General features: G+C 68.6%; 12 protein-coding genes. 5 read left to right on the top strand and 7 right to left on the bottom strand.

All coding sequences use genetic code 11. The features are described from left to right. Positions 1-59: 59 nt before the first annotated feature. The 5 genes from OOJ98_RS19370 to OOJ98_RS19350 all read left to right on the top strand — a co-directional run bounded on the left by OOJ98_RS19370 (position 60) and on the right by OOJ98_RS19350 (position 5052). Complete coding sequence (locus OOJ98_RS19370; RefSeq protein WP_267056184.1) at positions 60-1037, top strand: ABC transporter permease; 978 nt, start codon at positions 60-62, stop codon at positions 1035-1037. Between the two features lie 32 nt (positions 1038-1069). Continuing rightward, positions 1070-2137: an ABC transporter ATP-binding protein gene (locus tag OOJ98_RS19365; RefSeq protein WP_267056183.1), complete on the top strand. Its 1068-nt coding sequence runs from the start codon at positions 1070-1072 to the stop codon at positions 2135-2137. A gap of 20 nt (positions 2138-2157) precedes the next feature. Beyond that, the gene (locus OOJ98_RS19360) at positions 2158-3288 is read left to right on the top strand and encodes an ABC transporter ATP-binding protein (RefSeq protein ID WP_267056182.1); all 1131 of its coding nucleotides are present in this window, start codon (positions 2158-2160) and stop codon (positions 3286-3288) included. Between the two features lie 232 nt (positions 3289-3520). Further along, positions 3521-3625: a cittilin family RiPP precursor gene (locus tag OOJ98_RS19355; protein WP_267056181.1), complete on the top strand. Its 105-nt coding sequence runs from the start codon at positions 3521-3523 to the stop codon at positions 3623-3625. A gap of 104 nt (positions 3626-3729) precedes the next feature. Further along, positions 3730-5052, top strand: a complete 1323-nt coding sequence (locus OOJ98_RS19350; RefSeq protein WP_267056180.1) for a cytochrome P450 — start codon at positions 3730-3732, stop codon at positions 5050-5052. A 32-nt stretch (positions 5053-5084) separates the two neighbouring features. On the opposite strand, the gene OOJ98_RS19345 is transcribed toward OOJ98_RS19350, so the two are convergent. The 7 genes from OOJ98_RS19345 to OOJ98_RS19315 form a co-directional block, all read right to left on the bottom strand. Beyond that, positions 5085-6128 carry an ABC transporter ATP-binding protein gene (locus OOJ98_RS19345; RefSeq protein ID WP_267056179.1) on the bottom strand — a complete coding sequence of 348 codons (1044 nt, stop codon included), beginning with the start codon at positions 6126-6128 and terminating at the stop codon, positions 5085-5087. Beyond that, on the bottom strand, positions 6121-7095 hold the full coding sequence (locus tag OOJ98_RS19340; RefSeq protein WP_267056178.1) for an ABC transporter ATP-binding protein: 975 nt from the start codon (positions 7093-7095) through the stop codon (positions 6121-6123). Before OOJ98_RS19340 ends, OOJ98_RS19345 begins: the two co-directional genes overlap by 8 nt. Before the next feature lie 11 nt (positions 7096-7106). Continuing rightward, positions 7107-8081: an ABC transporter permease gene (locus OOJ98_RS19335; protein ID WP_267056177.1), complete on the bottom strand. Its 975-nt coding sequence runs from the start codon at positions 8079-8081 to the stop codon at positions 7107-7109. Then, a complete protein-coding gene (locus OOJ98_RS19330; RefSeq protein WP_267056176.1) occupies positions 8074-8997 on the bottom strand; it encodes an ABC transporter permease in 924 nt (307 codons plus the stop codon). The genes OOJ98_RS19335 and OOJ98_RS19330 overlap by 8 nt, the downstream gene beginning before the upstream one ends. Before the next feature lie 80 nt (positions 8998-9077). Continuing rightward, the gene (locus OOJ98_RS19325) at positions 9078-10706 is read right to left on the bottom strand and encodes an ABC transporter substrate-binding protein (protein WP_267056174.1); all 1629 of its coding nucleotides are present in this window, start codon (positions 10704-10706) and stop codon (positions 9078-9080) included. A 172-nt stretch (positions 10707-10878) separates the two neighbouring features. Then, entirely contained in the window at positions 10879-12027 is a 1149-nt protein-coding gene (locus OOJ98_RS19320; protein ID WP_267056172.1) for an ABC transporter ATP-binding protein, read from the bottom strand. After that, positions 12020-13078 (bottom strand): ABC transporter ATP-binding protein, encoded by a 1059-nt coding sequence (locus tag OOJ98_RS19315; RefSeq protein ID WP_267056171.1) that lies wholly within the window; start codon positions 13076-13078, stop codon positions 12020-12022. The genes OOJ98_RS19320 and OOJ98_RS19315 overlap by 8 nt, the downstream gene beginning before the upstream one ends. Positions 13079-13087: the final 9 nt, after the last annotated feature.

The raw sequence follows: 13087 nt of genomic DNA, 5'->3' as shown, positions 1-13087 counted from the left end.
TCGGTTTCCCCGGCCCCGGACGGGCCGGGGAAACCGCTTAGCGACGGAAGAGTCAACCGATGTTGCGTTTCCTCGTGCGCCGCGTGCTCGGTGCCGTGGTCATCCTGCTGCTGATCAGCATGATCACCTATTTCCTCTTCTTCTTCCTGCCCGCCGACCCGGCGCTGCTTTCCTGCGGAAAACAATGCGACCCGCAGAATGTCGCCCTGATCCGCAAGAACCTCGGCCTCGACCTGCCGATCTGGACGCAGTACTGGCATTACATGGTGGGCATATTCGCGGGCCGGCACATGCCGATCGGGAACTGTCCCGCCCCCTGCTTCGGCTACTCCTTCGCCAACCAGCAGCCCGTCTGGTCGCAGATCTCCGACAGCTATCCGACCACGCTGACGCTCGCCGTCGGCGGCGCGGCGGTCTTCCTCACCATCGGTGTCGGGCTCGGTCTCGTCTCCGCCTGGCGCCAGGGCACCGTCTTCGACCGCGTCGCGAGCGCCACCTCCCTGCTCGGCCAGTCCGTGCAGATCTACTTCATCGGCCCGCTGGCGATCCTGTTCCTCTCCACCAAACTGGGCTGGCTGGACCGGGGCCATGACGTCGACTGGAAACACGACGCCATGGGATCGATCAGCGGAATGATCCTGCCCTGTCTGGTGATGTCGGTGATCTTCTGGTCCAACTACAGCCGGCAGACACGGTCGTTGATGGTCGAGCAGATGTCCGAGGACCACATCAGGGCGGCCCGCGCCAAGGGCATGTCGTCGCGGTACGTCTTCCTGCGCTACGCCCTGCGCGGCGCGATGGCCACCATCATCACCATCTTCGGCGTGGACCTCAGCGCGGTGCTCGGCGGCGCGATCATCACCGAGGCGACGTTCAGCCTGCACGGCCTCGGAACCCTCGCGGTGCAGGCCGTCCTCCGCAGCGACCTGCCGCTGGAGATGGCCGTCATGCTCATCGGCGCCACCCTCATCGTGCTCTGCAACATCGTCGTCGACATGGCGTACGCCTTCATCGACCCCCGGATCAGGCTCGCCTGACAGCCGCAGCCCCACCCACAGGAGAACCGCCCGTGTCCACCTTGAGCCAGACCGCCGCCATACCGGCGGCCCGAGGGTCCTCCTCCTTCCTCTCGGTCCGCGACCTGTACGTCCATTTCGCCACCGAGGACGGCACCGTCAAGGCCGTCGACGGACTCTCCTTCGACCTGGAGCGCGGCTCCACGCTCGGCATCGTCGGCGAGTCGGGCTCCGGCAAGTCGGTGACCAACCTCGCGGTCCTGGGTCTGCACAACCCGCGCAACACCACGATCCAGGGCGAGATCCTGCTCGACGGGCAGGAGCTGACCGGCGCCTCCGAACGGCAGCTGAACCGGCTGCGCGGCAAGAAGATGGCGATGATCTTCCAGGACTCGCTGGCCGCGCTCTCGCCCTTCTACACCGTGGGCCGCCAGATAGCCGAGCCCTTCATGAAGCACACCGGCGCCAACCGCCGCGAGGCGCGGGCACGGGCCGTGGACATGCTGCGCAAGGTCGGCATCCCGCAGCCCGAGCTGCGTGTCGACGACTATCCGCACCAGTTCTCCGGCGGCATGCGCCAGCGCGCGATGATCGCGATGGCACTGGTCTGCGACCCGGAGCTGGTCATCGCCGACGAGCCGACCACCGCGCTCGACGTCACCGTCCAGGCGCAGATCCTCGATCTGCTCAAGGACCTCCAGCAGGAGACCGGCGCGGCGATCATCATCATCACCCACGACCTGGGGGTGATCACCAAGACCGCCGACGACGTGATGGTGATGTACGCCGGCCGGTGCGTGGAGCGCGGCACGGTCAGGGAGGTCATGCACCACCCCCAGCACCCGTACAGCTGGGGCCTGATCAGCTCGATCCCGCGGCTCGACTCCTCCGTGGACATCCCGCTGGTGCCGATCCCCGGCGCCCCGCCGAGCCTGCTCTCGCCACCGCCCGGCTGCCCGTTCCATCCGCGGTGCGGCTTCACCGACGAGGCGCCGGCGGGCGCCTGCCACACCGTGCGGCCCACGCTGCCGGAGGGTGAACGACGCGGCTCCGCCTGTCACTTGACGGGTGATCAGAAAGAAGTCTTCTTCACCGAACAGATCCGCCCCCGGCTGCGCTGAGAAGGATGCGGGACATCGCCATGAGTGAGAATGCCACCAGCGTCGCCGAGTCCCCGGGAGCCGCTCCCGGGTCCGGCACCACGACCCCGCTGCTCGAAGTGGAAGGGCTCGCCAAGTACTTCCCGATCACCATGGGGTCGTTCTTCAAGCGGCACGTCGGGGACGTGCGGGCCGTGGACGGGATCGACTTCAGCATCGGCCCCGGCGAGACCCTCGGACTCGTCGGCGAGTCGGGGTGCGGCAAGTCGACCACCGGACGCCTGGTCACCCGGCTCCTGGAACCCACCGCGGGCCAGGTCCGCTACGCGGGACAGGACATCACGCACGCCTCACGCCGTGCGCTGGCGCCGATCAGGTCCGAGATCCAGATGATCTTCCAGGACCCGTACGCCTCCCTCAACCCGCGCCAGACGGTCGGCGACATCATCGCCAACCCGATGGTGGTCAACGGCATCAAGCCGCCGGGCGGCACCGAGCGCCGGGTCCGCGAGCTCCTGGAGACCGTCGGCCTCAACCCGGAGCACTACAACCGCTTCCCGCACGAGTTCTCCGGCGGTCAGCGCCAACGCATCGGTGTGGCGCGGGCGTTGGGGATGGGGCCGAAGCTGATCGTGGCCGACGAGCCGGTCTCCGCGCTCGACGTGTCGATCCAGGCGCAGGTGGTCAACCTGCTCCAGAAGCTCCAGCGGGAGCTGGACATCGCCTTCCTCTTCATCGCGCACGACCTGGCGATCGTGCGGCACTTCTCGCAGCGCGTCGCCGTCATGTACCTGGGCAGGATCGTGGAGGTCGGCGACCGCGACTCGATCTACCGCCGCCCCCGCCACCCGTACACCCACGCACTCCTGTCGGCGGTGCCGGAGGCCGTGGTGGAGGAGGAGGGCGAGGGCCGGGAGCGGATCCGGCTCGCGGGCGACGTGCCGTCGCCGGTGAACCCGCCGTCCGGGTGCCGCTTCCGCACCCGGTGCTGGAAGGCGCAGGACAAGTGCGCCGCGGAGACTCCCCCGCTGGTCCGCATCGAGGGCAACCGGGAGGGGCACCTGACGGCGTGCCACTTCCCGGAGGAACCGACGGTCGCGGCACGGGCCGAGGACGTGGTCCTCGACCCGGCGCTGGTCGCGATCGAGGAGGCGGCACCGGACACCCATTGACCCGAGTCCGCAGCCTCCGCTCGGAAGAGGCCCGCGCCCGTACACCCCAGCACCACACGGGCGCGGGCTGCTCCATGCCCGGCGCCCCGCATGTATGAATTCCGATTGCCGCAGGTGAACGACGGGGACGTACAGGGAATTCCGACCGAGCGAAAGTGAACTCTTGTCACTCCTGCGCCAGTTGCCTAGTGTTCACAGCAGATCGCGGCCCGATAACCAGATCGTGGACGCTTTGCTGAGAGGGAGACACACGATGCGCAAGCTCATCCTGACCGGTGCCCTGTTCGCCCGCCTTTCCCGCAAGGACCGTCTCACCAAGGCGTACATCTACTACTAGGCCGAACCGGCGCCAGGCGTAGACCCATGATCCGGTGGCCGGGGCGCACACGCCCCGGCCATCGGCGTTTCCCCAGCTCAGACGCGATGCCAAACGAGGCCGCCATGACCGCAGTTGTGACCTTGGCCGACATCCCCGGCCCGGCCGAAGACTCCTACCTGGGGAATCTGCACGCCTTCTCCAGCGATCCGCTCGCATTCCTCACCCGGTGCGCCCGCGAGTACGGTGACGTGGTGCGGCTCGGCGACCACAATGTGCTGTTGACCGGTCCCGAACTCGTCGAGCGGATGCTGGTGGACCGGAATGAGGTATTCAGCAAAAAAGGAGTGGAGAATTCCGGCAGGGCGGCCCGCGGCAGGGGATTTCCTCGCGCCATGATGAACAGCGACGGGGCCGACTGGAAGGCCAAGCGCCACCGTCTTCAGCCCGCCTTCGGCCGCACCCTCGCCGTGAAGGCCGCCGAACTCGTCGACGCGCAGGGCGAGCGCATGCTGGCCGGCTGGCGGCCCGGCGAGCCGCGCGATCTGCACCGTGACGTCTCGGTGCTCGTGCTGCGCCTGGTCACCGGGCTGATGTTCGGCGACGAGTTCACGGCACGCGACGCGGCGGTGGTGGCCCGGCTGGTCCGCCCGATCATGGAGCTGTCCACCTCACCGCTGCTGCTGCCCGACTGGCTGCCGACCCCGCGCCATCTGCGGCTCAAGCGCGGTCTGCGCGACATGGACCGGCTCCTGCGCAGGCTCACCGCGGACCCGGCCGCCGTCGACCCGGAGCGCGCCCCCGTCCTGCACGCCCTCGTGACCGGCACCCCCGCCCCCTCCCCCGACGAGCTGCGCGACGAGCTGGCGACCCTCGTCCTGTCGGCGTTCGAGACCTCCAACGACGCCGTGGTGTGGACGAGCGTGCTGCTCGCCCGCCACCCCGGCGCCGCCGCCCGGGTGCGCGACGAGGCGGTCGCCGCCTTCGGCTCGACACCGCCGGGCCTGGCCCGGATGGAGCGGCTGCCGTACACCAACGCGGCGGTCCGCGAGTCGCTGCGGCTGTACTCGCCGGCCTGGATGACGAGCCGCGACTCGACGGCCGACCTGGAGTTCGGCGGCTTCGCCGTCCCGGCCGGCACCACCGTGACGGTGAGCCAGTGGGTCAACCACCGCGATCCCCGGCACTGGGAGCGCGCCGGGGAGTTCGACCCCGAGCGCTGGCTGGAGGGCGGCGCGAGGAAGATGCCGCGCGGCTCCTACTTCCCGTTCGGGCTCGGCGCGCGGGCCTGCATCGGCGCCTCGCTCGCCACCACCGAGACCGTGCACATCGTGGCCGACATCTGGCGCCGCCACCGCCTCGAACTCCTCGACCCGGAGCGCATCACCCCACGCCCCGCCCTGGCGCTCCAGCCGATGGGCGTCACGGTCGTACCGCGCCCCTGGTGAACGGGGCCGAGGCGCGGGCAGCCGGACAGGCCCTAGGGCGCCTGGCGCGTCTCCGGCGGCACCACGCGCTTCTCCTCTGCGAAGTGGCAGGCCGAGGGGTGGTGCGCCGGGCCCGGCACATCGCGGAACTCGGCGGGCACGGCGAGCAGCGGCACTTCCTGCGCGCACCGCTCCCGCGCCTTCCAGCAGCGCGTACGGAAGCGGCAGCCCGACGGCGGGTTGGCGGGCGAGGGGACGTCACCGGTCAGGATGATCCGCTCGCGGCGTTCCCGCGCGGAGGGGTCGGGCACCGGCACCGCGGAGAGCAGCGCCTGGGTGTAGGGGTGCGTCGGGTGCTCGTAGATCTCCTCGTCGCGGCCGATCTCCACGATCCGCCCCAGGTACATCACGCCGACCCGGTCCGAGATGTGCCGCACGATGGACAGGTCGTGGGCGATGAAGACGTAACTGAGGGAGAACTCGCTCTGGAGGCGGTCCAGGAGGTTGACGACCTGGGCCTGTACCGACACGTCGAGCGCGGAGACCGGCTCGTCGGCCACGATGACCTCGGGCCGGAGCGCCAGCCCCCGGGCGATGCCGATGCGCTGGCGCTGGCCGCCGGAGAACTGGTGCGGATAGCGGTTGATGTACTCGGGGTTGAGCCCCACCACGTCCAGCAGGTCCTGGACCTTGGTGCGGCGGCTGCCCTTGGGCGCGACCTCGGGGTGGATCTCGTACGGCTCGCCGATGATGTCGCCGACCGTCATGCGCGGGTTCAGCGAGGTGTACGGGTCCTGGAAGACCATCTGGATGTTGCGGCGCACCGCCTTGAGGGCGCGGCCCGACATCCGGGTGATGTCCTCGCCCTTGTACTTGATCTGCCCGGCAGTGGGGCGCTCCAGGTTGACCAGCATCTTGGCGACCGTCGACTTGCCGCAGCCGGACTCGCCCACGATGCCGAGGGTCTCGCCCGCCGTCAGGTCGAAGGAGACCCCGTCGACGGCCTTGACCGCGCCGATCTGCTTCCTGAAGAGGATGCCCTGGGTCAGCGGGTAGTGCTTGACCAGGTCCCTGACCTCCAGAATGGCCTCAGCCATCGAGGGTCTCCTTCCAGAAGAAGCACGCGCTCTGCCGGTTCGGGCCCACGTCGAACAGGGGCGGCACCTCGCTGCGGCAGATGTCCTGGGCCATCGGGCAGCGCGGATTGAAGGCGCAGCCGGGCGGGATGCGCATCAGGTTGGGCGGCAGGCCCTTGATCGCGTACAGCTCCCGGCCCTTCTGGTCCAGGCGCGGGATCGATTCGAGCAGGCCCTTGGTGTACGGGTGCGCGGGCGCCTTGTAGATCTCGTGGACCGGGGCCCGCTCGACGATGCGGCCCGCGTACATGACGGCGATCTTGTCGGCGACGTCGGCGACGACGCCCAGGTCGTGGGTGATGAGGATGAGCCCCATGGACAGCTCGTTCCTCAACTCACCCAGCAGGTCCATGACTTGGGCCTGCACGGTGACGTCGAGGGCGGTGGTCGGCTCGTCGGCGATGATCAGTGAGGGCTCCAGGGCCATCGCCATCGCGATCATGATGCGCTGGCGCATGCCGCCGGAGAACTGGTGGGGGTACTGGCCCACGCGTTCCTTCGCGGCCGGGATGCGCACCCGGTCCATCAGCTCGACCGCCTTGGCCTTGCCGTCCTTGCGGGACATGCCGCGGTGGACGGTGAACATCTCGGAGAGCTGGTCGCCCACGCTGAGCACGGGGTTGAGGGAGGACAGCGCGTCCTGGAAGATCATCGCCATCTCGGAGCCGCGGACCTTGCGCCGCTCGTCCTCCTTGAGCTTCAGGAGGTCTTGGCCCTTGAAGAGGATCTCGCCGCCGGCGATCCGTCCGGGCGGCATGTCCAGGATGCCCATGACGGCCTGTGCGGTGACGGACTTGCCGGAGCCGGACTCGCCGAGCACGGCGAGCGTCTCGCCCGCGTCCACCGAGTAGGCGACCCCGTTGACGGCCTTGGCTACCCCGTCCCGCGTCTTGAACTCCACCTGGAGATCACGTACTTCGAGCAGCATGACGGGGCTCCTCACCGCAGCTTGGGGTCGAGGGCGTCGCGCACCGCGTCGCCGAGCATGATGAACGCGAGCACGGTCAGGGCCAGCGCTCCGGCCGGCCAGAGCAGCATGTGCGGGGCGTTGCGGATGTACTGCGAGGCGGACGAGATGTCGATGCCCCAGGAGACCGTGGGCGGCTTGAGGCCGACACCGAGGTAGGAGAGCGTCGCCTCCAGGGCGATGTACGTGCCGAGCGCGATGGTCGCCACGACGATGACCGGGGCGACGGCGTTGGGCGTGATGTGGCGCAGCAGCATGCGGGAGTTGGAGGCGCCGAGCGCGCGGGCCGCCTGGACGTAGTCGTTCTGTTTGGCGGTGATGACGGAGCCGCGGGCGATGCGGGCGATCTGCGGCCAGCCCAGCAGGATCATGAAGCCGATGACCGGCCAGACGGTGGAGGAGGTGACCACCGAGAGGAAGACCAGGCCGCCCAGGACCACCGGGATGCCGAAGAAGATGTCGGTGACGCGGGAGAGCAGCGCGTCCCAGCCGCCGCCGAAGAACCCGGCGAGCCCGCCGACGAACGAGCCGAACAGGGCCACGCCGACGGTGGTGCACACGCCGACGGTGACCGAGGTGCGGGCGCCGTAGACCGTCCGCGTGTAGACGTCGCAGCCCTGCCCGTTGTAGCCGAAGGGGTGTCCCGGCTGGGAGCCCTCCTGCGCCTTGGCGAGGTCGCACTGGAGCGGGTTGCCGTCGGCGATCAGGGAGGGCCACAGGGAGATGACGACCAGGAAGAGGATGACGAGCCCCGAGATGATGAAGACGGGGTTGCGCCGCAGGTCGCGCCAGGCGTCCGACCACAGCGACCGCGGCTTCTCGGCGGGCCCGGTGCCCTGCGGTCCGCCCGGGGTGCGCTCCAGCGTGGTCGCCTCGCTCGCCGCGAGGTCCATCGCCCCGCCGGCCCCGGTGCCGGCGATCGCTCCGTCGTCGTACGGCTCAGGCATAGCGGATCCTCGGGTCGAGTACGGCGTACAGGAGGTCGACGATGAGGTTGGCGAGCAGGAAGACCAGCACGAGCACGGTCACGAAACCGACCACGGTCTGGGTACTCTGGCGCAGGATGCCCTGGTAGAGCTGGTAGCCGACGCCGTGGATGTTGAAGATCCGCTCGGTGACGATCGCGCCGCCCATCAGGGCGCCGACATCGGTGCCGATGAAGGTGACCACGGGGATCAGCGAGTTGCGCAGCAGGTGCTTGGTGATCACCCGGCGCCGCGGCAGGCCCTTGGCGACGGCGGTGCGGACGTAGTCGGCGCGGGAGTTCTCGGCGATGGAGGTCCGGGTGAGCCGGGTGACGTACGCCAGTGACACGGACGCCAGGACCAGCCCCGGGATGAGGAGTTCGTTGAACGGGGCCTCCGGCGAGACGGTGGGTCTGATCACCCCCCACTCGACGCCGAGGAGCAGCTGGAGCAGCAGGCCCGTGACGAAGACGGGGATGGCGATGACGATGAGCGTCAGCATCAGGACGACGGTGTCGACGGGACGGCCGCGCCGCAGCCCGGTGATCACGCCGAGGGTGATGCCGATGACGACCTCGAAGACGATCGCCACAATGGTCAGGCGGATGGTGACGGGGAAGGCGGTACCCATCAGCTCGGTGACCTTCTGTCCGTTGAACGCGGTCCCGAAGTCGCCGGTGAACACGTTCCCCATGTACGTCAGGTACTGCTGCCACACCGGCTTGTCGAGCCCGAACTCCTTCTTGAGCTGCGCCGCGGTGGCGGGGTCGCACGCCTTGTCCCCGCAGAGACCGGCGATCGGGTCGCCCATCACGTTCACCATGAGGAAGATCAGCAGCGTGGCCCCGAAGAAGACCGGGATCATCTGGAGCAGACGCCGGATCACATACCGTCCCATGAGGCCCTCCGGGGGTCGTCGGAACTCTCAACGGCACGGGCCCGGCGTCGAGTTGAGCGCCGGGCCGTGCTCCGGTGGCGTCAGCTGACCTTGATCTCGTTGTAGACCGGGACGCTGAACGGGTTCAGGGCGACGTTGGAGACGCGCTCGGAGTAGCCCGCGCTGCCGTTCTGGTACCAGAGCGGGATGGCCGCCATCTGGTCCCGTACGACGCCTTCGGCCTGCTGGAAGTCGGCGACCGCCTTGGCGGTGTCGGTGTCGGCGTTGGCCTGGTCGACGAGCTTGTCGAACTCGGCGTTGGTCCACTTGCCGTCGTTGGAGGAGGCGCCGGTGTAGTAGAGCGGCTGCAGGAAGTTCTGGATCAGCGGGTAGTCCATCTGCCAGCCCGCCCGGAAGGGGCCGCTCATCTTGGACTGGGTGATCTGGCTGCGGAAGTCGGCGAAGGTGCCGACCGGGCCGCCGACGCACGCCTTGTCGTTGCCGAGCGCGTTGTTGATGCTGTTGCAGACCGCGTCGACCCACTCCTTGTGCGAGCCGGTGTCGCCGTTGTACGCGATCTTCAGCTGCCCGCCGGGGATGCCGCCGCCGTCGGCGATGAGCTTCTTCGCCTCGGTGGGGTTGTAGTCGCAGCCGTCGCCGCACAGCCCGGCCTTGTAGCCGCCGGCCACGCCGAGCACCGGCGAGGTCCAGTCGGTGGCGGGGGTGCGGGTCTTCTGGAAGATGGTGTCGGTGATCTGCTGACGGTTGATCGCCATCGAGATGCCCTTGCGGACCTTGGCCGCGTTCGGGGTGTTCCAGGCCGCGTCGTAGTACGGGAAGGCGAGCGTCTGGATGATGCCGGCGGGGGTGTTGATGTACCGGCTGCCGAGGTCGGCCTTGACGTTCTTGAGCTGGGAGGCGGGCACGTCGTCGACGAGGTCGAGGTTGCCGGCCGTCAGGTCGGTGTAGGCGGTGTTGTTGTCGGTGTAGACCTTGAGGTCGATCCCGCCGTTCTGCGCCTTGTCCGAGCCCGGGTAGTTCGCCCACTTCCGCATCGACAGCTTGGAGCCCTTGGTGTACGAGTCCACCGTGTACGGGCCGTTGCCGACGGGCTTGGAGAGCCAGGCCGCGTGGTTGTCGAAGAACGCCCGGGGCAGCGGCGCGAACGCGGGGTAGCCGAGGGTGTCGGGCCAGGTGGAGAACTTCTGGTTGAGCTTGACCGTGAAGGTCTTGTCGTCGACGACCTTCAGGCCCGACATGGTGTCGCTGGCCGGGGTGCCGCTCTTGGGGTGGATCTGGTCGTAGCCGTCGATGTAGGAGAACATCGACGCGTTCTTCTGGTTGTTCTTCAGGTTGGCGCCGTAGTTCCAGGCGTCCACGAAGGACTTGGCGGTGATCTTCTCGCCGTTGGAGAACGTCCAGCCGTCCTTCAGGGTGACCGTGAAGTTCTGCGAGTCCGACGTGTCGATCTTGTCGGCGAGCATGTTCTGCGCCGCGCCGGTCTTCGGGTCGTACCGCTTGAGTCCGCGCATCAGCATGTCGAGGACCTTGCCGCCCTGCACCTCGTTGGTGTTGGCCGGCTCCAGCGGGTTCTGCGGATCGCCCCAGGAGGAACTCACGATGCCGTCGGCCCCACTGCCGCCGCTGCTCCCCCCTCCACCGCAGGCCGTCGCCGCGAGGGCGACGACCACCGCACCTGCGGCCCACTTGGCGAGCGTGGCTCCGCGCATGGAGTCCTCCTAGAGTCCCACTTGAGTCCAAGTCTCACTTAGGCCCAAATATCACCCCGGAGATACGCGTACCGCACCTTTACCAGCGCCGTACGGGCGCACGGACGGGCACACGGACGGGTGGGCCCGCGGTTCCGGTGAGGAAACCGCGGGCCCACCCGTGCGGAGCGCGTCAGGCCGCGCCGACCACGTCCTTCTCCTCGGCGAAGTGGCACGCCGACTCGTGCGCCACCGGGCTGTCCATGCCCTGGAAGCGCTCCGGGATCGCGAGCAGCGGGACCTCCGTGGAGCAGCGGTCCTCCGCCTTCCAGCAGCGGGTGCGGAAGCGGCAGCCCGACGGCGGGTTGGCGGGCGAGGGGACGTCACCGGTGAGGATGATCCGCTCGCGGTGCTCGCGCGCGTCCGGGTCGGGGACCGGGACGGCGGAGAGCAGCGCCTGGGTGTAGGGGTGCGTCGGGTGCTCGTAGATCTGCTGATCGGTGCCGATCTCGGCCATCTTGCCGAGGTACATCACACCGACCCGGTCGGAGATGTGCCGGACGATCGACAGGTCGTGCGCGATGAAGAGGTAGGACAGGTTGAACTCGTCCTGGAGCTTCTCCATCAGGTTGATGACCTGCGCCTGGACGGAGACGTCCAGGGCGGAGACCGGCTCGTCGCAGATGATGATCTCGGGGTTGAGGGCCAGGCCGCGGGCGATGCCGATGCGCTGGCGCTGACCGCCGGAGAACTGGTGCGGGTACCGGTTGATGTACTCCGGGTTCAGGCCCACGACGTCCAGGAGCTCCTGGACCTTGCGCCGCCGGTCGCCCTTCGGAGCCACCTCGGGGTGGATGTCGAAGGGCTCCCCGATGATGTCGCCGACCGTCATGCGCGGGTTCAGCGAGGTGTACGGGTCCTGGAAGACCATCTGGATGTTGCGGCGGACCGCCTTCAGCGCACGCCCGGACAGCTTGGTGATGTCCTGGCCCTTGTAGAAGACCTCGCCGGCGGTCGCCCGCTCCAGCGTCATCAGGAGCCGGGCGACGGTGGACTTGCCACAGCCGGACTCGCCCACGATGCCCAGGGTCTCGCCCTGGAACAGGTCGAAGGAGACGCCGTCGACGGCCTTGACCGCGCCGACCTGCCGCCGGAACAGGATGCCGCTGGTCAGCGGGAAGTGCTTGACCAGGTTGCGGACCTGAAGGATCGGCTCGCCCCGGTCGACCGGCGCGTCGAGGATCGCCTCGACCTCGGTGGTCGTGGAGGCGTCGGTCTTGACGACGGAGGTGACGTTGGGGGTGGCGTCCACGGCCTCGTCCTTCTTTTCGAGGTCAGCCATGGATCGTCTCCTTCCAGAAGTGGCAGGCGCTGCCGCGACCGACCAGCTCGGTGCCGTCCTGCTCGGTCACCTGGTGCAGCACCGGAACGTCGGTGCGGCACACGTCCTGCGCCATGGTGCAGCGCGGGTTGAACGCACAACCGTCGGGGATGCGCATCAGGTTGGGCGGCAGGCCCTTGATCGCGAAGAGCTCCTGGCCCTTCTGGTCCAGGCGCGGGATCGATTCGAGCAGACCCTTGGTGTACGGGTGCGCGGGGCGCTTGTAGATCTCGTGCACCGGGGCCGTCTCGACGATCCGGCCCGCGTACATGACCGCGATCTTGTCCGCGACGTCGGCGACGACGCCGAGGTCGTGGGTGATCAGGATCAGACCCATGTTGTACTCGCGCTGCAACTCCGCGAGCAGGTCCATGACCTGGGCCTGGACGGTCACGTCGAGCGCGGTGGTCGGCTCGTCGGCGATGATCAGGTCCGGTTCGAGGGCGAGCGCCATGGCGATCATGATGCGCTGGCGCATACCGCCGGAGAACTGGTGGGGGTAGTCGCCGACCCGGGCCTTGGCGGCCGGGATCTTGACCTTGTCCATCAGCTCGATGGCCTTGACCTTGGCGTCCTTCTTGGACAGGCCCTGGTGCACCCGGTACATCTCGCCGAGCTGGTAGCCGACGCTCAGCACGGGGTTCAGCGCGGAGAGCGCGTCCTGGAAGATCATGGCGATCTTCCGGCCACGGATGGCGCGGCGCTCCTCGGCGGACATCTTGAGCATGTCCTGGCCGCGGAAGCGGATCTCGCCCTGCGGGATCTTGCCGGGCGGCATGTCCAGGATGCCCATGATCGCCTGAGCGGTCACGGACTTGCCGGAGCCGGACTCGCCGAGCACGGCAAGGGTCTCGCCGGCGTCGACGCTGTAGTTGACGCCGTTGACTGCCTTGGCCACACCGTCACGGGTGTGGAACTCGACGTGCAGGTCGCGGACTTCGAGCAGCGGGCCGCCCTTGTCGTCGCCCGCACGGGGCGCCGGGACGCTCGCGGTTTCTTCGATGATGGTCACGTCGTACGC

Origin of the sequence: Streptomyces sp. NBC_00083, from assembly GCF_026343295.1 — a bacterium.
In the GTDB taxonomy this organism is placed as follows: Bacteria; Actinomycetota; Actinomycetes; order Streptomycetales; family Streptomycetaceae; genus Streptomyces.
The sequence above is the reverse complement of the archived record's forward strand: the minus strand, read 5'-3'. Positions and strand labels throughout refer to the sequence as shown.